This is a genomic window from Facklamia sp. P12932, assembly GCF_050409545.1.
Lineage (GTDB): Bacteria > Bacillota > Bacilli > Lactobacillales > Aerococcaceae > Facklamia.
On sequence record NZ_JBNUPG010000021.1, the window covers coordinates 1 to 23,151 of the forward strand.

Below are 23,151 nucleotides of genomic sequence, written 5' to 3' on the forward strand. Positions count from 1 at the left end.
TAGACAAACATCGTCTTGTTTAATCGGACGTTGTCGGTAAGCGGCTAATTCTTCTTAAAATGTTATTGAAAGGTTGGAGAGGGTCGTTGGTGAATAACAATGACCCTACATTTTTTCAATAAGTTCTGAGATATCGCGTGTTGTCACACCTTTTTGATACATTAAAATTATCATCTTTTCTAAATGAGCAGGCGCTTCTTGAAGGCTTTCAAGTGTTTTAATATCAAACAGCCCTAACCGACCTCGTGGTATTTTGAGGTGAAGCGTACCGTATTCAGTCGAGAGTGTTCTAGAATAATAACCATTCCTTGAATTACCGGTATTATAACCTTTCACTTTCCACTTCTCATAATTAAGAAAAACTGTTCTTTCGCTTTCAAGCAGTAGATTAATGGCATCTTCTAAGGACTGACGAAACAGTTCATGAATAGATTCTCCTTGTGCTAGTGCTGTGAATCATTTTGTGTTAAAGTCTTCCATAAGGGACCTCCTATTTGTGATTGTTTTGTGGTGATTACAATCTTACATAAGTGAGGTCTCTTTTTCTAGGGAGTCTAGGAGCTTACACAAGAAATTTTACGCTATGAATATAAAAACTAACTTATAATATTAATTAGGTCATAATTAATATAAAGTTTGTTTCTCTTCTTTGAATTATCTTCCTCTATTAACTTCAAATCAGATAATTTCTTTAGATACTTTCTAGCTGTTGCGTCCGTTATGCCTAAAGCTCTAGCAACATCCTTTACGTTACAAAATGGATTCCTAAAGGTATATAGCCATATTTGATTAATGTAATAATTGTTCTCATTTATAATATTAATTCCTGATCTTGCTAAATTGTTTATATTCTCTACTTTTACTGATAAGGAATCGGCCATTCTTTTTGAGGCTGAAAGGAAAAAGTCTATCCATTCAAACCAATTTGGATTTTTTCCACGAACCCCATTCAAGCGATTATAGTATCTCAGCCTTTCTTTTTCCAATTCCTCACTAATGAAGAAGACTGGCTTATCAATTAGTTTATCTTGCATGCAAGTCAAAATAATTAGTATTCTTCCTAATCTCCCATTTCCATCTAAAAAAGGATGTATCGATTCGAATTGCGCATGAATAATTGCAGCCTTAATCAATGGATCGGTATTTTCATCCAAATAATTAAAATCATCAAGCTTTTCTTTTTCAAAACTAAAATGCTTTACTGAATTAATATAATATTCCAAATTGGTCATATATTCTCCGATTTTTTGAGCAGGAATTGGAATATAAACTGCGTTTTCGATTTTATTATCTGGACCGATGTGATTCTGAATTTTTCTAAATTCACCAGCAGAAGCAGACGTTCCTCTCGCTTCATTGGACATAAGTTCTTTGTGCAAACTTTTTATCATCCTAGAACTGATTGGATTTCCCTGATTGATCATTTCGATACCAACTGTTAGTGCTTTTTTATAATTAAGTACCTCTGTAATTTCTTTAGACTTCTTTTTTGAATTTGCTTGATCAATCATATCCGCAAAAGTTACTTGAGTACCTTCAATTCTAGTTGATTGAACCGACTCCTTTAATGAAAGAATTTGAAGAAGGTTATCATCGACAGGAGAGTGATTCAATTCTGAATTTAACTTACCTATCGTACTCTTGATAATAGCAATTTTTTTGTATAACGATAATTCTTCTTCTATAGACACTTTAGGTGGCAATAATTCCAGACCCTGAATTGTCATATTTTTCCTCCTCCCTTTAAGCATGATTAAGTTTATCATATTAAGATAAAAAAAGCATTATTTTTCCTTTATTTATAAGTTTTGAAAATGTTATCTAACTAATTTTCCATTGATTTAGCCTACCCTCACTCATAATTAATCCTGAATTGACCTTAGAATTGATATTTTGATTCCCTCCAGTATTAACCAAAGGGGATAATTTATTATGTGAAACCTAGATCTCCGTTTGTTCTAGTTTCCTTTTCTCCTAACCTTTCTTCAATGATATCTATCATACGATCAACATCATAGTCATTAGCAACTTCAGCATTGACAGTTATATAAGTATCTCCACTCTCGCTATTAGTCACATTAGTTGCTTTAACAATCCCTGCACCAATCTCTCCTAATACTTTAGAACTTAATGGTAGGATAGCCTCTGGACCTGCTTCACCACCAACTTGAATATTTTTGCCATTAATACCAAACACTGTATGATTCATCATAATTCCTCCGTCCGCATGCTAAGAGATTCTTGGAACTTGTAGTGGAGTTAAACTAAATCGACCGGTAATACTCAATCTAGGGAGTCGTGATAATTTAATCTCGGGTAACGACCAACTGAAGTTAAAGAAGCCTTTATTTTTTTCAGTTGCATTCCCTACCGCATCTTTTGCAGAATTAATTTTATCTGTAATCGCTTGCTTGATACTGTTAAATATTTCCACAGCTTTATTCTTTGCGCTAGTCAATCCATTTATCATAAAGTTTTTACCGAATCGATTGTTTGCTGTGTGCCGGATTTAATGCGTTCCCACGCTTGAAACACCGTTTGTTTTACCGTCTCCCATGCACCACACCAATCACCGTTGATTAATTGCATAACTGCCTTAATGATTCCTAGAATAAAGTCCATTGCTATTCTGATTGTTTCTTGAATGATAGGCCATACCGTTTGAGTGACCCCTTGAATCAATCCCAAACTAAGCTGACCTTAGCAAAAACTTGATCCAATATTATTGAGATAAAAGTCTTTATCCAGCCCCAAACAGTATTAATCATTTGTTTAATTAGTTCGTTGTTTTCATTCCACCAACTTGTCATTGAACTCCATATTTTCATTACAAAATCGCTGATAGATTGGATGATTGGTTGTAAAAACTCTTTTATAGCAACCCAAGTGTTTATAACAGCCTCTCTGAATTGGTCACTAGTTTCCCAGAGCTGATTGATTACTAAAACAAAACCTACTATTGCAACTATTGTTAGAGCAATCGGAGCTATAGTAGCTAACGAGGCTTTGATAAAGCCAAAAATCGATAGTTGAGCCGCAGTTGCTACGGCTAATAACACCATAAACACCGGGGCTATGACCCCTAAGGCGGTCACCAGCAATCCTATGACAATGGCAAACTCCTTTGCGGGCTTAGGAAGCTTAGAAAACTATTCTCTAATTGATTGTAAGATATCAGCTACAACTTGCAATATCAGAGCTAGTACTTTGCCTATTTCATCTCCAAAGTCACTCATTAATAATTATAGTTTGTTTTGAGCTTTATTTAATTCACTTATTGAATCAAGTGTATCTTCATAAGTAGATTTAAGTTCCCTGCTGCCTCATGCTGGCCTCTCGATAGGTTTCTCGCTAATCTTCAAGCTGCTTAGAAAACAATAAAATAAGAGAGACAAGCACATAAAACATGTACTCATCTCTCTGGTCCAACTTCTTGGGTCACTATAATCAGTAGACTCTTTATTAGTTTAATATTGTAAATTACAGGCTAAATTATTTAATAACAACTTGATCTTGCTCTAATTCTTTTTCTGCACCCATCTTACCAGCGTAGGCAGAAATTACTAATCCCAAAACAGATCCAATGAAAGCATAGATAGAATATTTAGAAGCTTCATTCATAACATCATTTGTTGTTTCGACACCTTCGTCAATTGCTTGTTTTGTTCCACTTTCTAAGCGATTCATTTCAGTTTCAGCGCTAGCAAGTAAATATTTCGCTTGAGCTTGAGCTTCTTCATATGATTTCATAATGTGAGCTGTAGCTTCTTCTGCTTCTTCATCATTTAAATCAGTATTATCAGCAATAGCATTCGATAAAGCATCTTCATCTAAACCTTCGTCAATTGTAGCCATACGATCTTCAATGTTTGTATAAACATCTTTCATCGCTTGCTCAACAGGTTTTCCATCAACCACAACGCTTTTAGCTGCATTTTGAATATCAGTTACCGTTTCATCTAACTGATTTTGTAAATAACCTGGTTGCAACTGTTCAATTTCAGTGTCTTCTAGTAAATCTTGTACTTCTTGGTCTAAATTCGATGTATCAAGTTGTAAGTTATCTGCTACAGCGTTAAATACTTCTTCAGATAAATTACCTGCAGCTTTTGAAACATTTCCTATTGCATCTCCAGCAGCACTAGTTGTCGCACCAAACATAGCACCAATTGTATTGAAAGTTCCTGTCACTGCTGATGAAGCCAATACTACTGCTACAATTAGGCCTGTAGCCCATGTCAGGAAACCATGAACCATACCAGCTCGGTGTGCAGTGTATCCTGCGATAAATCCTCCGCCGGCTAAACTTAAAATTAATGACACAATCGTCCAAATGATTAAGCCCATTCCAACTCCATCTAATGGATTAACAGCGGTTAAGTCAGTAGCTCCAAGTCCGATAGCTGCCCCAATTAAAGAGAACAACATGCTTAAAGCGACGAAAGTCACTAATCCAGCGAAAACAGCACGCCACGATAAGTTTTCTCCTATCCGATGATGATGTCCTATATGGTGATCATGATGTGAGGTATAAGTGTGGTTGCCAGTATCTTTAGTAGGATCCTTTACAACGACCTTACCCTGACCTCCAACAGTAGGCTCAACATTGTGCTTATCTCGTTCATTATTCATATAAATCCCTCTTTCTTAAAGTTTTAACACTCAAGGTGCTTTAAGGTACAATTTATCTTTATAGTGGTGATAAATACTATAAAATAATTGCTTTAGACAAATCGTTCTTTTAGAACTTTCCTGATCCTTAGCATACTAACTTATTTGTAAAAATTCAAATATAACGCTTCTAAAGACCAATTTAATCATAGCAATAGCGTCAGTCAATGGCTTGATGACCCAATCTAAGGTTGGATGATCGCTAAGATTCCAAGCGATCATTTCAGAGTTAAATAAATCCATAATAGGGCTTAAATAAGCAGAATTTTTCCCTAATTTAACTTTCAGTTGCCATTCATTTTACACTAAAGCGACGATTGAGGTGGTTGGGAGCAATTGTTCCCACAGTGCCTTCGTAAGAGCTATAGCGACGTGACTCCGCCAGAATTTTGTACGTTTCAAGCCGAGCTTACCCCTGATTCGTAAAACTTTTCTTAGGGCTAATTTTTTGATGGCATGTTTTGTATAATTAAGCTTTAATTCATCGATAACCAAGAGTATATGTGTCAAGAAGAGAAGAAAAGAAAAGGAGACCAAGCAACCATTAGTTGCTTAATCTCCTTGGATAGCATCAACCCTATTTGACATAAAGCCAATTTATATAAAATTACTCACCAGTAACTTCTTTTGATAACTCAATTGCGATATCGGTAGTGTCTTCAATCTCATGTTTTAAATTGGCGAAACTTTCAAGAATTTCTTCAAATGATTGTCCAATTTCTTCTTTTAATTCATTAGCTGAATGAGCTAAAACTTCTTTAAAATCAGAATCATCATTTTGATTAGCAAGAGAATGCTGCGTTTCTTCAATTGAACTAAATAATTGATTTTTCAAGTTTGTTAGAGAAAATTTTAATTCTTCTGCCGTTTCTGAAAAAGATACTTTAGCATCTTCACTTGCTAAAGCAGCAACATCAGATAACTCTTGACCCTTTTTAAGAGCAAGCTCTTTATAAGAAGCCAATTGATCGCGCGCTTCCACACTCGATTCTGATAATTTCTTACGATACTCCTCTGTTTTTTCAGGGTATAGATAATTAACTACCGCATAGGCACCTGCAAGACCTGCTACCATACCGATAACTGTTTTTAATTTGGTCATATTTTTTCCACTCCTTAAATCTTTTTTAAGAAGAATTCATTTTAAAGACCTTCTTAATACATAAATATTAACAGATAAAGCCTTTTCACTCAAGAAATCTGCTTAAAAATACACCCCTAAACTACCTAAGGGATGCAGGATGTCTGAAAATAAGCTTAACGCTTATTTTTATTGCCTTTGTATACCATTGCAATACCACCGATTAAAGCAATCGCTGCGATCACAATCAAAAACCAAGTAGCCATTTCGCCTGTTTGTGGTAACATTTTTCTACCTCATTTCTAAATGATATATTAATTTTACACTAACTTATAATAAAAGAAAAGCCGAGATTAAAACCTCGACTTAAACTCTTAATGATACATTTCCTGATATTTAGCCAATTCAGCTTCATTACAATAAATGTAGTGTTCTGGGAGTACTTCACGTACTTTTGGTATATCAGTTGAATAATCATGCATTTCAGGATCATAAACTTTCAATTTAACTTTACGAGCAAGCTCTGGGTCTGGAATAGGTACAGCAGAAAGTAAAGCTTGTGTATAAGGATGAATTGGATTACGGAATAATTCTTCAGTTTCCGCAACTTCAAGAATACGACCATTACGAATTACTGCTATTCTATCAGAAATATAACGTACGACTGATAAGTCATGAGCAATAAAAATATAAGTTAAGCCATTTTCACGTTGGAATTTACGGAGTAAGTTAAGAACTTGCGCCCGAACAGAAACATCTAAAGATGAGATCGGCTCATCTGCAATAACAAGTTCTGGTTCCATAATAAGGGCTCGAGCAATCCCAATACGTTGACGTTGTCCACCTGAGAACTCATGAGGATAACGATACATATGCTCAGATAAAAGTCCAACTTCTTTAAGCATATTCTCAACTTTTTGCAAGCGATCTTCTTCATCTTTAAATAAATTAAAGTTATAAAGGCCTTCTGAGATAATATACTCTACTGTTGCACGGTCATTCAAAGAGGCAGAGGGATCTTGAAAGACCATTTGAATGCTTCCAATTAGCTCTTTACGCTCTTTTTCAGATAATTTAGTATTAATTCTTTTACCTTTAAAGAGAATTTCTCCTCCTGAAGTTTTATTAATACCATTAATTGCACGACCAATAGTTGTTTTACCAGATCCAGACTCACCTACTAATGATAAGGTTTCTCCTTTAAATACATGGAAAGTGGCATCTTTAACAGCAACGAACTTGTCTTTGCCTTCACCAAAAGTGATTTCAAGGTCGTTTACTTCAACTAATTTTTCTCTATTTTTCTCCATTTGCTAACTCCTCTCTAAGAGCTGCATCTGCACCATGAACTTTCTTCAATTTTTCATGAAGGTTATGAATAACAGATGGTTTTTCAGCTTCCGGTGCTCGAGGATCTAGTAACCATGTTTTAGCGTAGTGAGTGTCTGAAACTTTAAACATAGGTGGTTCAGCTTCATAGTCAATTTGCATTGCATAAGGACTACGTGGAGCAAAAGCATCTCCTTCAATTTTTGTATAAAGAGAAGGTGGTGTACCTGCAATTGAGAATAGATCTTCTTCCGGATTTGATAATTGTGGTAATGATGATAAAAGTGCCCATGTGTAAGGATGTCTTGGGTCATAGAAGATATCTTCTACTGTTCCTGTTTCAATGACTTGTCCCGCATACATTACTGCAACACGGTCTGCAATTTGAGCCACTACACCCAAGTCATGAGTAATAAATATAGTTGTAAATTCATATTCTTTTTGTAATTCTTTTAGTAATCTTAGAATTTGAGCTTGAATAGTAACATCCAAAGCAGTCGTTGGTTCATCACAAATCAATACTTTAGGACGACATGCCAATGCAATTGCAATGACAATACGTTGACGCATTCCACCTGAATATTCAAACGGATAATCATCAAAACGTTTTTCAGCGTCACGAATACCAACACGCTCCATTAAATCAATCGCTACCTCTTTTGCTTCTTTTTGCGAAGCATTACGATGCTTAGTAATAACCTCTGTTATTTGAGTTCCAATTGTTAAGACTGGATTCAAAGAAGTCATTGGATCTTGGAAAATTGTTGCCATTTCTTTACCACGATATTTTAACCATTGTTTATCTGAAGTAAAATTTTGTAACTCATCGCCTTTATAGATAACTTTACCTTCTGGAATACTACCATTTTTTTCAAGCATTCCTGTAAATGTTTTCGTTAAAACTGACTTTCCTGATCCAGATTCCCCTACTAAAGCAAGAACCTCACCTTCATAAAGGTCTAAATCGATACCACGAATAGCAGTCAATTCAGAGTCACGCACCTGGAATTTAACAACCAGATCTCTTATTTCTAATATCTTTTTCTTTTCTGTCATTTCAATTGCCTCCTATATGTGATTCTTAGGATCAGTTGCATCAGCTAATGCTTGACCCACAATGTAAAGAGAAACTGAAATCAAAGCAAGAACAGATACAGGAATCCAGAATAAGTACGGTTTTGAAGCGATATTTGTGGAATACTTCTGAATTAATCCACCTAAAGAAACAATATCAGCTGATAAACCAACTCCAATAAAGGATAGGAAAGTTTCAGTCGCAATAAATCCTGGTAAAACTCTGGAAACGTCTGTAGTAATGATTGATGTTAAATAAGGCAAAATGTTTTTAAAAATCATTCGTCTTGCTGGTGTTCCGAGAGTTCTTGATGCTAAATTATACTCTCGATCACGCATAATCATTACTTGTACACGAATAAAGTATGCCGTAAAAATCCATGAAGTGAGGGTCATTGCAAAAAGTAAATTCCAAAAACCATTCCCTAATGAATAGGCTAATACCATAATAATTAATAACGGTGGAATATTAGCAAAAACATTATAAACCTCTAGCATGAAAACGTCTATTTTTTGTGACATTCCCCAGAATGCACCAACTACTACACCAACCGTCGTAGTGACCAAAGTCGCTAAAACTGTGATTGAAATGGATGTTTTTGCTCCAGACCAAGTAGCATCAAATAATGATTGTCCATTAGCATCTGTACCAAACCAGTGCTTTGCACTCGGTTCAATATAGCGTGCTGATAAATCATTAATTTTAGCAGTATCCATTGGATCATAACCAGAGAAAATAGGTTGGATAAATGACATTAAAATGATTGCTGTCATAAGAAATAAGAAGAAAATAGCAATCTTATTTTTACCAAAAGTTCTCCAAACCGATTGCCAATAAGAGTATTTTGGTGAATTAATTTTTTCAGCTTCTTTTTCATTTGTTTCTACAAAACGAAAAGAAGCATCATTAATATTAGGTTGTACTTCCATTATTTATCCTCCTTCACTTCTAGGCGGATACGTGGATCCACAAGAGTCATCGCAATATCGCCTAACATGATAGAGACAACCCCTAAAACTGAGAATATAAAGATTAATCCAACAGTGATTGGGTTATTATGAGAAAGAATTGCATCTGGCAACATTTTACCCATTCCAGGAATGGCAAATACTTGTTCAGTGATTGTGGCTCCAGCAATTGAGAAAATAATTGCTCCAGGAACACCGTTCACAATTGGTATAATCGCGTTCCTAAATATATGTTTGCGAGATATTTCTGATTGACTTAAACCTTTCGCTTTAGCAAATTTAACATAATCAGATGACTGCTGATCGACCATATAGCGTCGAATCCACATTACAGAACCAGATAGAGCTAATAAAGCTAAAACAATAACAGGCATTATATAGGATTTAATATTCCCAGGTCCAAAAATTGGGAATAAATCAGGTAGCCCAAAGAACTTATTACCAATATATCGTCCAAAGAAAATGAAAGCAACTGAAGGTACTGAGATTAAGAGTGTGATAATTGCAGTTCCTAACTTATCTACCAATTGACCTTTGTATCTTGCCATAGCCATAGCCATTGGTATAGCAATAGTATACATTAAAATAATTGAGGCAATGCCGTTTCTAAATGAAATCATCATCATAGATGGATCTTCGTTATTAGAATCAGCCCCTGCATAGTTTGAACCTTCAAACATACGTTTTTCTGTTAAAGAAAGTTCAGCTGTTGGTTTGTAGTAACGTGTGTAAGGATTAATGGCAGATTTAAAGGTTTTACCATCTGGCATAGTAATTTCTTCTGTTACTGAACGACCTTGTTTGTCCGTAATAACATCCACAACAGGCTTCCCTGCAAAAGTAGGGTATGAAACTCCTAAATTAATTTTAAGGAAATTTTGGTGGATAAATGGGAATTTATTATTGAAGTAGATTTGGTAGTAATATTTTGTACCTGAACCAGTTAATGCCCAACCAGCTGTTGCGTCGTGAGTGATTTTATATCCACGCTTTAGATCAGGATTTTCCGGGTCTTTAATACGCCAAGGGTGATCAAACTCAATCAAATTTTTATAAAAATTTAAGACCCTTGCACCAATTGAAACTTCATCGGTAGCAAAATAGCCTCCGCTTATCGGAAGTTGACCTACTTCCCAATTTTGGTTATTTTCTTGCCATTTGTCTATAATTGCTTGATTCTCGGGACTTTCTTGATTTGTAAATTCTGGATAGTCTTTTTGAACTTCCTTTTGAAAGTCACGTTGATTTAAATAATTAATATACCCCATTCGGTCAAAAGCGCTATTTTGATACTCTAAAAGTTGATCGGGTTGTGACTTTAATTTAGCAATTGCAGGGTCATCTTTGAAGATTGAATTTCTCGGCACCAGTGAAAAAATGGCTAAATACACTAAAGTAGTAACCATAAAAATCGAAAATAGTGACCGAAGAATTCTTTTGAATAAGTATTTTTTCATTTGAATCCTCCTATAATAAATGAAAAAGGCCAATTTCTCAGCCTTTTTCATCTAAGATTACATTTTCTTTTGACTATTCAGCCGCTTCTTCAGTTTCTTCAGCTGATTCATCTTTCATTTCTTCAGTTTCTTCAGTTTCTTCAGCTGACTCGTCCATCATTTCTTCTTCAGTTTCTTCTTTAGAAGCAGACTCATCAGTTTTGCTTCCACCAACTTCACTTGAAACACTTGATCCGTCTAACTTATTAGCTGACCAATTATCGTAAGCCGCTTGCCATTGTTCATATGAAACAGGTTCAGATTGAACTTTCAAGAACTTGAATCTACGTTGACCAGTACCTGCAAATGAGTAAGGACCAGAGAACGGAACAATATTAGTAACTCGTAGGTGTGATCCTAAAGTGTTAAATGGAATTGCGATTGCAGAATCTGTTAACCAAGCTTGTGCCTTAGCATAAGCATCGTAACGAGCATCTAAATCATCATTAATAGCATCAGCTGCTTTGACCAATTCAGCATATTCGTATAATCCTGAAGCTTCACGTGCTTCTGCATATGGATCTTCTTGTCCTTCTTTAAGAATTGGATCAAAACCAATTGGAACTAAGAAAGTACCATTAGTAGGTAAATAAATATCTAAGAATGTTGATGGGTCTAAGTAGTCAGGAATCCAACCAGATTCATTAGTCATATCATAATCAACTTCTGCAGCAACAGTAGCGTTGAATGTTGCGTTTAAATATGTATCTTGGTTTAGAAGAACTGGATTAACTACAACATTTTCAGAACCTAAAACTTCTTCAAAAGAAGCTTTTAAAGACTCAGCAAAGTTGACAGCCACAGGAACTGTTTCTAGAACTGGAATATCTAATTGAATTGGGTAGTCTACGCCTTCTAATTCAGATTTTGCTTGTTCAATTAATTTTTGAGCTTTTTCTGGATTGAAGAATGCATCTTGTCCATCTTCCAAGTTGATTCCTTCATAAAGTTCCGGATTCATTTCTTCAAGGTGACGTGCTACTGCTTCTCCAAATGACTCTTCTTCTAACATAACAAATTCTGGTGCAACTAATAAGTTACGAATATCTGTATCAGCAAATTCTTCACCGAATTTTTGTGTCATGTAAGTGTGTTTATCGAAAGCAAACATAATTGCTTGACGGAAAGCTTTATTTAAAAGTGCTTGGTGAGTGTCTTCATGTTGCTTTTCAGTAGTTTTACCAGTTGCTTCATGCTTCAAACGGTTTAAGTTAAACTGTAATAAGAATGAAGATCCTTGACGTTGTTGTTGTGTGATATAACCGTCGAATTCTGCTTTAACATCGTCATAGATTGGTAAAGTAGGATTTACTGTAAAGAACGATACAGCTCCATCTTTGTATAGACGGTAGAATACTTCTGGATCAGAACCATCATTGTAAGTAAATTGAACTGTGTCTAAGAATACATTATCAGCATCCCAATAATTTTCGTTCTTAGTGTATTCAATTTCAGATTTAGCAGTTAAGTTAGAAAGTAGGAAAGCTCCATTGTATAAAATTGAGTCTGGAGTTAATGAACCGAAATCATCTCCAACAGAATCTAGAAACTCTTGATTGATTGGATATAAAATACCATAAGTTGTTTTTGAGTTGAAATATGGTTCTGGTTCTTCGAGAGTATATTCAAGGGTATAATCATCAATCGCTTTGACCCCTACTTCAGCAAAATCAGTAATTTTACCATTTACATAGTCGTTAAGACCTTTAATAGATGATTGTACGATTGGTAACATTTCTGATTGAACCTCTACAGCGTGTTTTAAACCAGTAACAAAATCGTGAGCAGTTGTCTCAGCCACTTCGTTACCGTTGTTATCAAACCACATAACTCCTGGACGGATTTTATAAGTATAGACTAAGCCATCTTCTGAAACTTCATGAGACTCTGCAACTGATGGGATGTAGTTACCGAATTGGTCGTTTTCGTATAATCCATCGATGAAGTTAACTGTATGACTTGTATTTGAATCACGCATAGAGAATGTATAGTCCAGTGAAGTAGGATCCCCTAAATAAGTAGCTTTATATTCTGGAACTAAATCACCAACAATTTCATCTTGTGCTGAAGCCAATAATGGTGATACTGCGGAACCTAGCGTCAAAGCAGTTACAAAAGAAACAACTACTTTTCTTAACGATTTCTTCATTAATTTTCCTCCTTAAAAATGTACAAAGCGACAAACAATAAAGTTTTTCTGAGTATACTTCCCTCACTTTCAAAAACTGTAATTGCTTACATTTTACCAATTAGTGAAAACGCTGTCAAGCCATTTGATTTTAAAGTTTAAGTCTTGCAGCGATTGTAAGTCAGTTTACTTTGTTTTAGTATGAAATAGAAAGAGCAAAACTAGAACGGTTGATTCTTTCTAATCATTCCTAAGAGGGTGTAGAAAATGTTATCGTTTTCTCACTCCTGTCCTTAATATTAAACAATCTTCCAAACAATTTCCATATTAGTTTGATTAGAATTTGATTTGAAAAGCGCTGCATCTTCTAATAATCTCAACTAAGATTAGCGATGGTTAGCGATTAATCAAACTTTACTATCTATATATTCTCACAAAGCAATAAACTAATAACTATAATTATATAATTTATCAAAATTTAGTTAATAATATACCTATTGGGTTATTACCCCTTCTTTAATTGACGGGTGTAGTTTAGTAAAAAGGCTGATACTATACTACCTATTAACCAAGATAGAATATACATGATTGGGTTGCTTACCCCACCTGCTGCTATCGCAAAAACACCTCCATGAGGAACTAAGCTAACACATTCAAAAGCCATTGAAAGTGCACCGGCTAAACCTGCACCTAAGGCTAGACAAGGAATAACGCGTAAAGGGTCAGCCGCTGCAAAAGGTATTGCTCCCTCGGTAATAAAGCTAGCTCCCATGGCATAATTCACATAGGCCGAAGATCTTTCTTGTTTTGACCACACTTTTGGTTTAATCGTAGCGGCTAAGGCAATAGCCATAGGCGGAACCATTCCACCAACCATTACTGCCGCCATAACATCTGAACCCGCCCCTTGAGCTTGAGTGACTAGAGCTGTTCCTGTAACATAAGCAGCCTTATTAATGGGGCCTCCCATATCAATAGACATCATAGCTGCTACTGCAAATCCTAATACAATGCCCCATTCTCTTGGAATTGATTCAATCGCATTCATTAATCCCGTCATCACCGCACCCATCGGACCATTCACTACAAATAGCATTAGCAGACCTATCATTAGAATACCCAGAACTGGGAATATGAAGATTGCCTTCATACCCTCAAGGGTTTTAGGCATCCACTTGAAGGCAATTTGCAGTCCTCTTATAATAGCGCCTGCTAAGAAACCCGCTATCAGAGCGCCAAGAAAACCAGAGGGTACTAGATTTTCAAAAATGCCTTGTGGTGCATAAGCAGCTAAAACACCAGGATTAGCAAAAATCCCACCCATTAATCCAACTATTAGTCCTGGACGATCTGCAATTGATTGACCGATAAATCCAGATAAAATTGGTAGCATCATGGCAAAAGACATTCCACCAATTGTTTTTAGTATTTGAGCAAATACACTATAGTCTGAACTACTTGGGTCAGCAGAATTTATACCCCAGAAGAAAGAAAGTGCAATCAAAATCCCACCGGCCACAACGAATGGAAGCATATGAGAAACGCCATTCATTAAATGTTTGTAGAATTGACGACCGATTGATTCTTTCTCACCAGAATCTTCTATCTCATTTACCTTTTCTCCCTTAGCGTGAAAGATAGGAGCGTCGAGACGAACGGCCCTATTTATTAATTCATCGGCCTTATTAATTCCATCTGAAACTTTAGTAATGATAACCGGCTTGCCATCAAATCGATTCATTTCAACCTGTTTATCTGCCGCTACGATAATTGCATCGGCCTTTTTAATATCCGCTTGATTAAGTTTGTTACCGATACCGGCTTGCCCGTTTGTTTCCACTTTAATACTGATCCCAGCTTTTTTAGCTGCTTCTTTTAACTTTTCTTCAGCCATAAAGGTGTGTGCTATCCCTGTTGGACAAGCAGTAACTGCTAAAATATAAGTATCTGATGATTCAGAAATTATATTTTTTTCACTTTTAGCTTGAGCTGTTTCTTTTAAATCTGCTTCTTCAGAAAATAAATCAACCACTTCATGGGCATTCTTAACAGACATCAGTTGATCAATCATTCCTTCTTCCATCAATTTTTTTGACAAGGAAGCAATTGCCTTCAGATGCTCATTTGATGAGTTTTTTGGCATTAAAATCATAAAAATTAAGTGAACATCTTTTTCATCTAAAGCTTGCCAATTAATGCCTGCTTGGGAACGCGCAAAAATAATAATTGGCGTTTTTACCGTTGATGATTGAGCATGCGGCATGGCCACACCGTTACCAACTCCAGTGGTTGAGAGTTGCTCTCTTGCTTGTAGCGATTGAAATAATTCTTTTGGATCCGTTACTCCTCCGACTTGATCGAAATTATTAACAAGACTCTTTAAAGCCTCTGATTTATTACGAACAATTAGATCAAGATCCATCACTTCAATATTTAATAATTCTGACAGCTGCATAACTTTTCCTCCTAAAGTTCTTGTATTTTGATTTTATCCACTAAAGAGTCCATTAACTTTCGCTCAGCTATACCTAAAGAAAAAGCTGTTGCCGCACCAGCAGCCGTTCCCACCTTTAAGGCATTCTTAAACGACTTTGAAGATTGGTATTCAGCCATAAAGCCTGCTAACATCGAATCGCCTGCTCCCACAGAATTAACCAATTTTCCTGGAGCTGACTTGGATCGATAAATTTTACTATCGCTAGTTAACAATATAGCTCCGTCAGCCCCTAGGGATACTAATACATTTTGAGCACCTTGTTGCTGTAAACGTTTGGCATATTTTATGACATCCTTGTCCGTGTGAATAACTGAATTGAAAATATCAGCCAATTCTTGTTGATTGGGTTTAATTAAAAAGGGACGATAGGTTAAGCATGATGTTACTAATTCCCGGTTTGAATCTAATATGAAATTGACCTGGGTTTTTTGGCACAGTTCGCCTATCCTTTCGTAATCTTTCGCTTCCATACCTGGAGCTAAATTCCCTGATAAAAATACGGTATCACCTTTTTTTAATTTTTGCTTTAATTGACTAAAGAACGCCTCATATTGAGGTCTCAATATTTTAGGACCTTTGGCATTTAGTTCTGTTTCTTTCTTACTTTTCAGCTTCACATTGATACGTGTTTGACCATTCACTTCAATAAAATCATGTGCAATCGAATGTTTTTTTAATAAATTGGTTAAATAATTCCCAGTGAACCCACCCATAAATCCCAAGGCACAAGAAGCTATTCCAAACTCTGACAATAATAGTGAGACATTTAAACCCTTACCTCCAATAAGATAGGTTTCTGAATCTATACGATTTAATGCTCCTTCCTTGAAGTCCCTGGTCTCTATAAAATAATCGAGGGCTGGATTAAAGGTTATAGTGTAATTCATAGACTCCCCCCTTAAAAATATATTAGTTAACGAACAAAATTTTAAAGTTGCTTTAAGTAAGCGTTTCCTGATTAATGTTTACATTATAGAAAAACTTTACCTTTGTTTCAATATTTCATATAAATTTTATTTATAAAGCTAGACAAAAAAGCAACTAGCCTATGCTAGTTGCAAAAAGAATTATTGACAGTGATTCTGACGTAATTGTTGAGCGGCTTTAGACATATTTGTTAATTTGGCTTCGATTATTTCTTCAGGATTTAACGGACGATTGGCAAATGTTGCAAAGCCACAATCCGGATTCAGCCAAATTCTCTCTGGTGGCAAGAACTCTAACGCTTCTTCAGCTAGAGCCATAATTTTTTCAACTGATTCAACCTCATCTGATCGCGGATTAATGACACCTAAGCCTAGTATAATTTTCTCATCTAAAAAGTTATTATAAAATAACTTGGATATTTCACCAGCTCTTGGGGTTGAAAACTCAAGAGCCAACATATCGACAGTTAATTTATTAAAGAAGCTACCTAATTTATCGTACGCTCCCTCTAATAATACACTCTCATCTTTTGTCCAATTTCCTCGACAAACATGGACAGCTGATAAGCAACCTTCCAAACTATTTATTTCATCTAGAACAGGTTGAATAAGAGACTGAGCAAACATTAATTCTTGGTCAACCTTGACCTTTGCAGATAAGGTTCCTCAGTAGAAGGAGGTATCCCCTTGGGCTCTTTGAAAAACTACCTCTGAAAGAATCGGTTCATCAATTTGGATGACGCGCGCCCCATTATCATATAAACGATGAATGGTGTTTTTCAATAATTCAACAACATCTTTACCCAATTGACGTCTACTCGCATAAGCTTGATCACTTACTCCTTCTACCCACATTGATCGGGTTAAAAGGTATGGACTAGGAAGAGTGATTTTATAAGGTTTATTAGTTAAGCTTTTAATTAACTCCTGCTCTTGAGTACATAAATCGGCTTCCAAATCGAGCTTACCGACACAGACTGGACTATTCATTGAGTTATCTGAAGCATCCATCTCTTTTAAGGATTGCACATAATCCTCATTATTTCCAAGCAAGTCATTAATTTCCTCTGTAGAAAAAAGTTCGATACCTTCAACTTTTTCAGCAACATAAGACATAAAATTATCTCTTGAAATTTCTCCACTTACAACTACATCAATGCCCGCACGTTTAAAGAGGTCCATGACCTCTTTAGTTTCGTCATGAACCAGCTGATTGTATTTATCACACTCACCAAAATGTTGACAAGCTTCCTTGGCAGCGAGTAATTGAGGCGACCGTGGCATCGATCCAATTAATGTCGTTGTAAACGGCTTAAAGGTCGTTTCCATTATTTTACCTCACATTCTTTTTTAAGGTTCAATTACTAATTCACTTTCAGTTAAAATATCAACAACTTCACGCATTGTTGTAATTTGACCAACCATAATATACTTTTCTACTTCATAGTACTCAGTGCAAATACCGCATGAAAGAACTTTGGTTCCTTTATCTTCCATTGCTTTCAAATCTTCAATTGAGTCTGAGCCCTTGCAAGCTAACTTAACAGCTTCACCATATAAAAGGATATGCTTTGGCGCTTTATCAGTGTTAGCTAGCGTATTTAAAAAACCTTTCATCAAATTTTCTGTTAGAGGTTTTTCACCTTCACCCATACCAGTACCACGTAGAACGATATCATAAGCTTTTGACATGTGATTAATCTCCTTTTTGTTTATTTATAAACTTAGTATACTCGATAAAATTTTAAATATTAAATTAGATTATTAAATAAATAACCGTCATTTATGAAAAATTTATATATATAATTTTTTTGAACATACTTTCATATAAAAAAGCTATACTAATAGAGAATAACTTTGCAGAAGGAATCTTTATAGGACTGATTATCGTAAAGGTTTAGAAGAAGTGGGTGCCAATACACAATTTTTAACAGAACTTAATCCTGAATACCTTCAACATTATAATCAGCTTGCTGCCATCTTAGCAAAGCCCTCGGCTCCAGATGCAGTTACTAAAGAGTTAATTATTCTTGCTGTTGCTATTAATCAACGCTGTGAGACATGTATTGCTGTTCATGTTGATCAATACATAAAAGCAGGAGGAAATTACGAGCAATTATCGGATTTAGACAATATTGCTATTCTTGTGGATGGTGATCCAGGTATGGCCTTTGCCGGTAAGGTGTTAGATTGCTTCGATCGGTTTTTAAAATATATTAAAAAGCCAGAGGCATTTGCTCTGGCTTTTTAAGCATAATGAAAATTTATTGAAAAATAGTTTGCACCAATACCATATACAAAACTGTTCCTCCCAAAATGGAAAAGACAGTAGAATGTCGCCATTTATGTAAAACGAATACCAAAAAGCAAGATATTATAGCCGCTATCGTTCGCTGAGAAGTATAGGCAATATCTTTAAATGAATAAATCAATAAGATTGTCATAATGGCATAAGGAAAAACTTGCCCCAAATAAATAATCCAAATAGGAGTTTTCCTTTTGAAAATAATAAAGGGAGTAGCTCTAATAGTGATTGTCACAATGACCATAACGACAATCAACATGATAGAATGAAGGTTAGACATAATCTGGTTGGCCTCCTTTAAGTCTATTTTCAATTAGTAGAAAAGCAATGACAACAAGCATTGACGGCAGCATAAAATTATCTGGTCCAAATATTATGAAAAATATAAACCCAACAGTCATCCCTAAAAGAGCAGGCTTGTGATTATTGGTAGCTTCCCACTGATTGAGAACGACGACAAAAAACAATGCTGTTAGAGCAAAATCAATGCCCTCCGTTGAAAAAGGTAAGAGATTTCCTACTAAACTACCCGCTACACTACCAAGAGTCCAATACATATGATTGAGTACTGTGACATAAAGGGAATACTTCTCACGTTCAATTCCTTCAGGTAAGTGGTCTGTACATACCAAAGAAAAAGTTTCATCCGTAAGGCCATGAATTAAATAGAGTTTGCGCCAACCTTTTATCTTTTTGTATCTTTCCAACTGACTAATACCATAAAATAATAAGCGAAAATTAACCATAAAGGTTAAAATAACTGTAGCAAATAAGCCAGTGGATGAAGAAAGAATGACTGGTGCTAAAAACTGGATAGACCCTGAGTAGACAAAAAAGCTCAAGCATAATGCCCAAATCCAACCAAAGCCTTTAGCCTGCATCATAATACCAAAACCTAAGGCTAGCATGAGATAAACGATACCAATTGGCAATGTCTTTTCAAAGGCATATCTCCAATGTTTTTTATCCATTTTCTAACTCCTTTAACTTAATGACGTAAAGTAGCTTTAATACGCTCAGGCTTAAGCAAGATGTTAAGCGCTGAATGAATATTAGGTGCAATAATATCGGCATTACGAATACTAACAGTGGATAGCCCTTCATTTCCTATAACAGCTATTGATAAAGCAGCTACACTCATCATTTCTCCATCGTTATAGCCATTGCCTATACAGGCACAGCTTTTAGAATCTAATTCTTCAAGCAGTAGTTTCTTGGAGATAGCTGCTTTACTCGAAGGAAAGGTAGCCAGTTCAACTGGAAGTTTTTGACACTGTTGTTTAACAGTTCCATAGGTATCAGCAGTGGCGATAAAAATTTTAACATTTTCTGAAAGACTCGAAAGAAGTTCTTCCACTCCTTCAATTAATTTCCCGTCTTCAGCGATGGTGCCGTTAAAATCAATAATCACATTAGATATTTTGATCACTCCATTACCTGGAATTTCGTATTTTATCATCTTTATCTCCTTAAACACATCTTTATTTGAGACCGAAACGCAGAGCGTTTGTAAGCGTTTTCTCGAATGCTTTTAAAAATAAGATTACGTATTAAAAATACTAAAACGCGCTCACTTATAAGTATACTATTATTTAATCAAATATCTCTTAAATTTGAATGAAAAGTCCCTAAGAAAGTTCTCATATACTTTCACTAGACAAATTAAAACGACCTCTATTAAAAATAGAGGTAGATTTAGTTCTCGATACTCATTTAGTGGTTTTCAATTTTTAAATTGAATAAGTTCGCGTTAAAGCGTATTCGACGACTAAATAAAAAGTGAATAAGCTTATTACAATAATAGCTCCCTTTTTAAGTACAATTTTCACTTCAGGATCCGTTCTATAATAACGCGCTCGACTAACTATCCCTTTCTCTATATTATTTAATTTATTCTCTGGCAATTGTTCCATATAATCTAATTTTGAATCAATATCATCTTCACCCTCATAACCATGTATTTTAGACAGCACAGACACGGTTGAATAATCGTTCTCCTTATAAATAATATAAGAATCATATATCGGTTTTACTAGTAAATACGCAAGTGTACTGATTATTATAAAAAAGAATAAAGCTCGAATCTTAAAATTTGAAAAATATTTCATTTTTCTCCTCCTTATTGCTACTCTTTCATATTTTCAAACAGCTATTAGAATAAAAAGCCCGATTTACTTATTATAAACTCAAAAAGCAGATATGGAATTATTAACATTGATATAAGAATCCCACCACGTTTCAAAATAATTTGTTCTTTGGAGACCCCATGAAAATAATGAGCCAAATCAATTTTAGCTTCTTGATCATAGGTGAAATTTTTTGACGGTTGCTTATCAATAAACTCTAGTACAGGATCTGATTCCTCTTCTCCGTCATAACCATAAGCCCTAGCAATTAAAGTAACCGTTTCTAAATTATTTCGTCTCTGTTCGTCCATCTGCTGCAAGTATCGATCCACATTTTGATAGGCAAATAAGAAAATTAAGATTGAGATTAAAGCTATTCTTATTCTTGTGTCTTTTAACAATTTCATAAAAGCACCTCCGAAGCATTTAATGCTATCCTACCAGTTTTGTAAACGTTTTTCCATTAAAATTTTTCTTTCTTATTATCTTTTAATAAAAATATTTTATTTATTAAATTGTTCTGTCATTATTTATTATTTTTTCTAATAAATTTAAAGCTAAACTTGCTAAATCATTGATACAAATGTATTAATAAAGACTATAAATAAATTTTTAAGATTGTTTTTCAATTTGAATAGCGAGGTAAGCTTACGTAAAATAGGGATGTTGAACAATATTTAATGTTACAAACTTATAAGAGAGGATTATCCAATATGTTAATCGACCTACATATGCATGAGAAGACATTTTCACCCGATAGCTTTATGAAAATTGAGCAGATTGTCGAAAGAGCCAAACTAATCGGACTTGATGCCGTTTGTATTACAGACCACGACTCAATTGGTTTCATGACTTTAGTTGAAGAGGCTCAACAACGTCTCGATTTTCCAATCTTTGTGGGGGTGGAATATCTAACTACTGAAGGCGATGTCTTAGCCTATGGAATTGACGAATTGCCTGAGCCGGGCCTATCAGCTCAAGAATTCATTGATTACGTGAATAAAAAAGGTGGAGCTTGTACAGCCGCTCATCCCTATCGTAATAATAACCGAGGCCTTGGTGACCATATTTATAAAGTTAAAGGCCTTCATGCAGTTGAAGTGTTAAATGGCAATTCAACTTTAGAAGAAAATCAACAAGCCTTTATTACAGCCAAAGAACACGGTCTACAATGTGTTGGTGGAAGTGATTCTCATCATTTTGGCCAAGTAGGCGTTTACGCGACATATTTTCCTAACCAGGTTTCAACTATCCATGAACTTGCTCAAGAATTAAAAAAAGGAAACTGTCAACCAGTTATGGTTAAGGGCCATCAAATTATCGAAACAGTCACTGCATAAGCAGAAAAAGAGCTAGCTCAATGTACTGACCCCCTAAAGTTGGATTTCATGGTCCAACTTTAGGGGGTCAGTACATTATGCAGATCTTTTTTTGTTAGTTTTTTTATGTATGGCTGGCATGAAAATTTCTCCTCCTCTGTCTTCAAATTAAACGAAAGCCAAAAAGGCTGGACTTAAAAAGAGGGATAAAATAATTGATACAAAAGTTAGTTTAGAAGCCAAAGCGACATCTAAATCGTATTTAGCCGCTAAAATAGGCGTGGTAGCCCCGGCGGGCATGGTCGCCATCACCACACACATACCTGCTATTTGCTCATCTACTTGCAGAAATTTTAAGCTCAGTAAAACGATTAAGGGTATAAGTAGCATTCTAACACCTACAAACCGTATAACCGCTTTCTCAAAAAGAGCCTCCATTTTAACCGAACCAATAATTGAACCGATGGTAATCATGGATAAAGGAGTAACTGTGCGACTCAAACCATCAAAACTATTCATGATAAAGCTTGGTATAGAAATTTGGCTTAAGCCCAGCACCAATCCAAAGATAACTGCCAAAATCATAGGGTTTTTTATAAAAGAAAGAAGCGTCTCTTTAAAACTCTTTTCTTGTTTTACTAATAAAGAAATACCAATTGTATAGGTAAAAATGCGGTGAGGTATTAAATAAACGGCGGCTAAAATAGCGCCTAATTCACCAAATAAGGATGTAACGATGGGTAATCCAGCAAAACCGGCACTGTTACAAAGGGTCGCATAATGTAAAATTTTAGCTTGTTTTTCCGGCAAATCCCGAAAAAAGAAGCCGCCGAAAAGGGTTATCGTTGTATAAATAATAGTAGCAATGATTAAAGTTTGAAAGCTTAGCTCAATAATGTTCCAAGTTATATTAAAAAACGACTTAAAAATAAGTGCGGGAACAAGTATCTCAACAATTAATTTAATTAAAGCTGGACGATTCTGATCCGTAATCATTCTTTTTCTATAGGCTAGCACACCTGCTAAGACATAAACAATTAGAACTAATTGGATGCTCAGCATCTCAAAAAAAGTTGCCATTAATGATCCTCCCTATACCTTTTTATTAACCCCCTCATCTTAACATAGTTGGTTTGCAAACTGAATATCTTTCAAACACTTTCAAGGCATCGATCTCTAGAGTTGTCAAACATATGTTACACAAGGTGCTTCTAAAATGGCATGCTTATG

General features: G+C 35.3%; 25 protein-coding genes. 2 read left to right on the plus strand and 23 right to left on the minus strand.

Annotated features, from left to right (window positions below; genetic code table 11):
* Positions 1-105: 105 nt before the first annotated feature.
* The 17 genes from ACQV2P_RS07435 to yedF form a co-directional block, all read right to left on the minus strand.
* Positions 106-429, minus strand: a complete 324-nt coding sequence (locus ACQV2P_RS07435; RefSeq protein ID WP_428894827.1) for a transposase — start codon at positions 427-429, stop codon at positions 106-108.
* Between the two features lie 167 nt (positions 430-596).
* Positions 597-1,727 (minus strand): Fic family protein, encoded by a 1,131-nt coding sequence (locus ACQV2P_RS07440; RefSeq protein ID WP_428885307.1) that lies wholly within the window; start codon positions 1,725-1,727, stop codon positions 597-599.
* A gap of 203 nt (positions 1,728-1,930) precedes the next feature.
* Positions 1,931-2,209: a hypothetical protein gene (locus tag ACQV2P_RS07445; RefSeq protein ID WP_428894822.1), complete on the minus strand. Its 279-nt coding sequence runs from the start codon at positions 2,207-2,209 to the stop codon at positions 1,931-1,933.
* A 257-nt stretch (positions 2,210-2,466) separates the two neighbouring features.
* Positions 2,467-2,688, minus strand: a complete 222-nt coding sequence (locus ACQV2P_RS07450) for a hypothetical protein (protein ID WP_428876617.1) — start codon at positions 2,686-2,688, stop codon at positions 2,467-2,469.
* Complete coding sequence (locus tag ACQV2P_RS07455) at positions 2,679-3,068, minus strand: phage tail protein (protein ID WP_428894823.1); 390 nt, start codon at positions 3,066-3,068, stop codon at positions 2,679-2,681. Before ACQV2P_RS07455 ends, ACQV2P_RS07450 begins: the two co-directional genes overlap by 10 nt.
* 424 nt (positions 3,069-3,492) lie before the next feature.
* The gene (locus ACQV2P_RS07460; RefSeq protein ID WP_428876619.1) at positions 3,493-4,632 is read right to left on the minus strand and encodes a hypothetical protein; all 1,140 of its coding nucleotides are present in this window, start codon (positions 4,630-4,632) and stop codon (positions 3,493-3,495) included.
* A gap of 646 nt (positions 4,633-5,278) precedes the next feature.
* Positions 5,279-5,773, minus strand: a complete 495-nt coding sequence (locus ACQV2P_RS07465) for a hypothetical protein (RefSeq protein WP_428874436.1) — start codon at positions 5,771-5,773, stop codon at positions 5,279-5,281.
* Between the two features lie 155 nt (positions 5,774-5,928).
* Positions 5,929-6,039, minus strand: coding sequence for an LPXTG cell wall anchor domain-containing protein (locus ACQV2P_RS07470; RefSeq protein WP_428874437.1), 111 nt, complete (start codon positions 6,037-6,039; stop codon positions 5,929-5,931).
* A gap of 87 nt (positions 6,040-6,126) precedes the next feature.
* The gene (locus tag ACQV2P_RS07475) at positions 6,127-7,062 is read right to left on the minus strand and encodes an ATP-binding cassette domain-containing protein (protein WP_428874958.1); all 936 of its coding nucleotides are present in this window, start codon (positions 7,060-7,062) and stop codon (positions 6,127-6,129) included.
* Entirely contained in the window at positions 7,049-8,137 is a 1,089-nt protein-coding gene (locus ACQV2P_RS07480; RefSeq protein ID WP_428882083.1) for an ABC transporter ATP-binding protein, read from the minus strand. The genes ACQV2P_RS07475 and ACQV2P_RS07480 overlap by 14 nt, the downstream gene beginning before the upstream one ends.
* Before the next feature lie 12 nt (positions 8,138-8,149).
* A complete protein-coding gene (gene oppC, locus ACQV2P_RS07485; RefSeq protein ID WP_428874957.1) occupies positions 8,150-9,085 on the minus strand; it encodes an oligopeptide ABC transporter permease OppC in 936 nt (311 codons plus the stop codon).
* Positions 9,085-10,581 carry an ABC transporter permease gene (locus tag ACQV2P_RS07490; protein ID WP_428882082.1) on the minus strand — a complete coding sequence of 499 codons (1,497 nt, stop codon included), beginning with the start codon at positions 10,579-10,581 and terminating at the stop codon, positions 9,085-9,087. The genes oppC and ACQV2P_RS07490 overlap by 1 nt, the downstream gene beginning before the upstream one ends.
* A gap of 73 nt (positions 10,582-10,654) precedes the next feature.
* Positions 10,655-12,769 carry a peptide ABC transporter substrate-binding protein gene (locus tag ACQV2P_RS07495; protein WP_428894824.1) on the minus strand — a complete coding sequence of 705 codons (2,115 nt, stop codon included), beginning with the start codon at positions 12,767-12,769 and terminating at the stop codon, positions 10,655-10,657.
* A 484-nt stretch (positions 12,770-13,253) separates the two neighbouring features.
* Positions 13,254-15,203 (minus strand): PTS fructose transporter subunit IIABC, encoded by a 1,950-nt coding sequence (locus tag ACQV2P_RS07500; RefSeq protein WP_428891984.1) that lies wholly within the window; start codon positions 15,201-15,203, stop codon positions 13,254-13,256.
* 11 nt (positions 15,204-15,214) lie between these two features.
* The gene (gene pfkB / locus ACQV2P_RS07505) at positions 15,215-16,132 is read right to left on the minus strand and encodes a 1-phosphofructokinase (RefSeq protein ID WP_428874444.1); all 918 of its coding nucleotides are present in this window, start codon (positions 16,130-16,132) and stop codon (positions 15,215-15,217) included.
* A gap of 180 nt (positions 16,133-16,312) precedes the next feature.
* Positions 16,313-17,500 (minus strand): cobalamin-independent methionine synthase II family protein, encoded by a 1,188-nt coding sequence (locus ACQV2P_RS07510; RefSeq protein WP_428894825.1) that lies wholly within the window; start codon positions 17,498-17,500, stop codon positions 16,313-16,315.
* A gap of 21 nt (positions 17,501-17,521) precedes the next feature.
* Positions 17,522-17,863: a sulfurtransferase-like selenium metabolism protein YedF gene (gene yedF, locus ACQV2P_RS07515; RefSeq protein WP_428874535.1), complete on the minus strand. Its 342-nt coding sequence runs from the start codon at positions 17,861-17,863 to the stop codon at positions 17,522-17,524.
* Positions 17,864-18,077: 214 nt separating this feature from the next.
* Between yedF and ACQV2P_RS07520 the strand changes: the two genes are divergently transcribed.
* Positions 18,078-18,422 carry a carboxymuconolactone decarboxylase family protein gene (locus ACQV2P_RS07520; RefSeq protein WP_428894826.1) on the plus strand — a complete coding sequence of 115 codons (345 nt, stop codon included), beginning with the start codon at positions 18,078-18,080 and terminating at the stop codon, positions 18,420-18,422.
* A gap of 13 nt (positions 18,423-18,435) precedes the next feature.
* Here ACQV2P_RS07520 and ACQV2P_RS07525 read toward each other — a convergent pair whose 3' ends face one another.
* From ACQV2P_RS07525 to ACQV2P_RS07545, 5 genes are all read right to left on the minus strand, one after another.
* Positions 18,436-18,756 (minus strand): branched-chain amino acid transporter permease, encoded by a 321-nt coding sequence (locus ACQV2P_RS07525; RefSeq protein WP_428874533.1) that lies wholly within the window; start codon positions 18,754-18,756, stop codon positions 18,436-18,438.
* Positions 18,749-19,447 (minus strand): AzlC family ABC transporter permease, encoded by a 699-nt coding sequence (locus tag ACQV2P_RS07530; RefSeq protein ID WP_428874532.1) that lies wholly within the window; start codon positions 19,445-19,447, stop codon positions 18,749-18,751. Before ACQV2P_RS07530 ends, ACQV2P_RS07525 begins: the two co-directional genes overlap by 8 nt.
* A 17-nt stretch (positions 19,448-19,464) precedes the next feature.
* On the minus strand, positions 19,465-19,935 hold the full coding sequence (locus tag ACQV2P_RS07535; RefSeq protein WP_428874531.1) for an HAD family hydrolase: 471 nt from the start codon (positions 19,933-19,935) through the stop codon (positions 19,465-19,467).
* Positions 19,936-20,206: 271 nt separating this feature from the next.
* Positions 20,207-20,584, minus strand: a complete 378-nt coding sequence (locus tag ACQV2P_RS07540) for a hypothetical protein (RefSeq protein ID WP_428874952.1) — start codon at positions 20,582-20,584, stop codon at positions 20,207-20,209.
* A gap of 44 nt (positions 20,585-20,628) precedes the next feature.
* Positions 20,629-21,009, minus strand: coding sequence for a hypothetical protein (locus ACQV2P_RS07545; protein WP_428874951.1), 381 nt, complete (start codon positions 21,007-21,009; stop codon positions 20,629-20,631).
* A 273-nt stretch (positions 21,010-21,282) separates the two neighbouring features.
* Between ACQV2P_RS07545 and ACQV2P_RS07550 the strand changes: the two genes are divergently transcribed.
* Positions 21,283-21,942, plus strand: a complete 660-nt coding sequence (locus ACQV2P_RS07550) for a PHP domain-containing protein (protein ID WP_428875984.1) — start codon at positions 21,283-21,285, stop codon at positions 21,940-21,942.
* Positions 21,943-22,089: 147 nt separating this feature from the next.
* Here ACQV2P_RS07550 and ACQV2P_RS07555 read toward each other — a convergent pair whose 3' ends face one another.
* Complete coding sequence (locus ACQV2P_RS07555) at positions 22,090-23,001, minus strand: AEC family transporter (RefSeq protein ID WP_428874948.1); 912 nt, start codon at positions 22,999-23,001, stop codon at positions 22,090-22,092.
* Between the last annotated feature and the right edge of the window lie 150 nt (positions 23,002-23,151).

What these genes read in the sequence shown, in the direction of transcription:
- ACQV2P_RS07475 (WP_428874958.1), bottom strand. Translation starts at nt 7,062, where the DNA reads ATGGAGAAAAATAGAGAAAAATTAGTTGAAGTAAACGACCTTGAAATC.
- ACQV2P_RS07470 (WP_428874437.1), bottom strand. Translation starts at nt 6,039, where the DNA reads ATGTTACCACAAACAGGCGAAATGGCTACTTGGTTTTTGATTGTGATC.
- ACQV2P_RS07495 (WP_428894824.1), bottom strand. Translation starts at nt 12,769, where the DNA reads ATGAAGAAATCGTTAAGAAAAGTAGTTGTTTCTTTTGTAACTGCTTTG.
- ACQV2P_RS07550 (WP_428875984.1), top strand. Translation starts at nt 21,283, where the DNA reads ATGTTACAAACTTATAAGAGAGGATTATCCAATATGTTAATCGACCTA.
- ACQV2P_RS07545 (WP_428874951.1), bottom strand. Translation starts at nt 21,009, where the DNA reads ATGAAATTGTTAAAAGACACAAGAATAAGAATAGCTTTAATCTCAATC.
- oppC (WP_428874957.1), bottom strand. Translation starts at nt 9,085, where the DNA reads ATGGAAGTACAACCTAATATTAATGATGCTTCTTTTCGTTTTGTAGAA.
- ACQV2P_RS07530 (WP_428874532.1), bottom strand. Translation starts at nt 19,447, where the DNA reads ATGGATAAAAAACATTGGAGATATGCCTTTGAAAAGACATTGCCAATT.
- ACQV2P_RS07440 (WP_428885307.1), bottom strand. Translation starts at nt 1,727, where the DNA reads ATGACAATTCAGGGTCTGGAATTATTGCCACCTAAAGTGTCTATAGAA.
- ACQV2P_RS07525 (WP_428874533.1), bottom strand. Translation starts at nt 18,756, where the DNA reads ATGTCTAACCTTCATTCTATCATGTTGATTGTCGTTATGGTCATTGTG.
- ACQV2P_RS07540 (WP_428874952.1), bottom strand. Translation starts at nt 20,584, where the DNA reads ATGAAATATTTTTCAAATTTTAAGATTCGAGCTTTATTCTTTTTTATA.
- ACQV2P_RS07500 (WP_428891984.1), bottom strand. Translation starts at nt 15,203, where the DNA reads ATGCAGCTGTCAGAATTATTAAATATTGAAGTGATGGATCTTGATCTA.
- ACQV2P_RS07480 (WP_428882083.1), bottom strand. Translation starts at nt 8,137, where the DNA reads ATGACAGAAAAGAAAAAGATATTAGAAATAAGAGATCTGGTTGTTAAA.
- ACQV2P_RS07465 (WP_428874436.1), bottom strand. Translation starts at nt 5,773, where the DNA reads ATGACCAAATTAAAAACAGTTATCGGTATGGTAGCAGGTCTTGCAGGT.
- pfkB (WP_428874444.1), bottom strand. Translation starts at nt 16,132, where the DNA reads ATGAATTACACTATAACCTTTAATCCAGCCCTCGATTATTTTATAGAG.
- ACQV2P_RS07460 (WP_428876619.1), bottom strand. Translation starts at nt 4,632, where the DNA reads ATGAATAATGAACGAGATAAGCACAATGTTGAGCCTACTGTTGGAGGT.
- ACQV2P_RS07555 (WP_428874948.1), bottom strand. Translation starts at nt 23,001, where the DNA reads ATGGCAACTTTTTTTGAGATGCTGAGCATCCAATTAGTTCTAATTGTT.
- ACQV2P_RS07535 (WP_428874531.1), bottom strand. Translation starts at nt 19,935, where the DNA reads ATGATAAAATACGAAATTCCAGGTAATGGAGTGATCAAAATATCTAAT.
- ACQV2P_RS07445 (WP_428894822.1), bottom strand. Translation starts at nt 2,209, where the DNA reads ATGAATCATACAGTGTTTGGTATTAATGGCAAAAATATTCAAGTTGGT.
- yedF (WP_428874535.1), bottom strand. Translation starts at nt 17,863, where the DNA reads ATGTCAAAAGCTTATGATATCGTTCTACGTGGTACTGGTATGGGTGAA.
- ACQV2P_RS07490 (WP_428882082.1), bottom strand. Translation starts at nt 10,581, where the DNA reads ATGAAAAAATACTTATTCAAAAGAATTCTTCGGTCACTATTTTCGATT.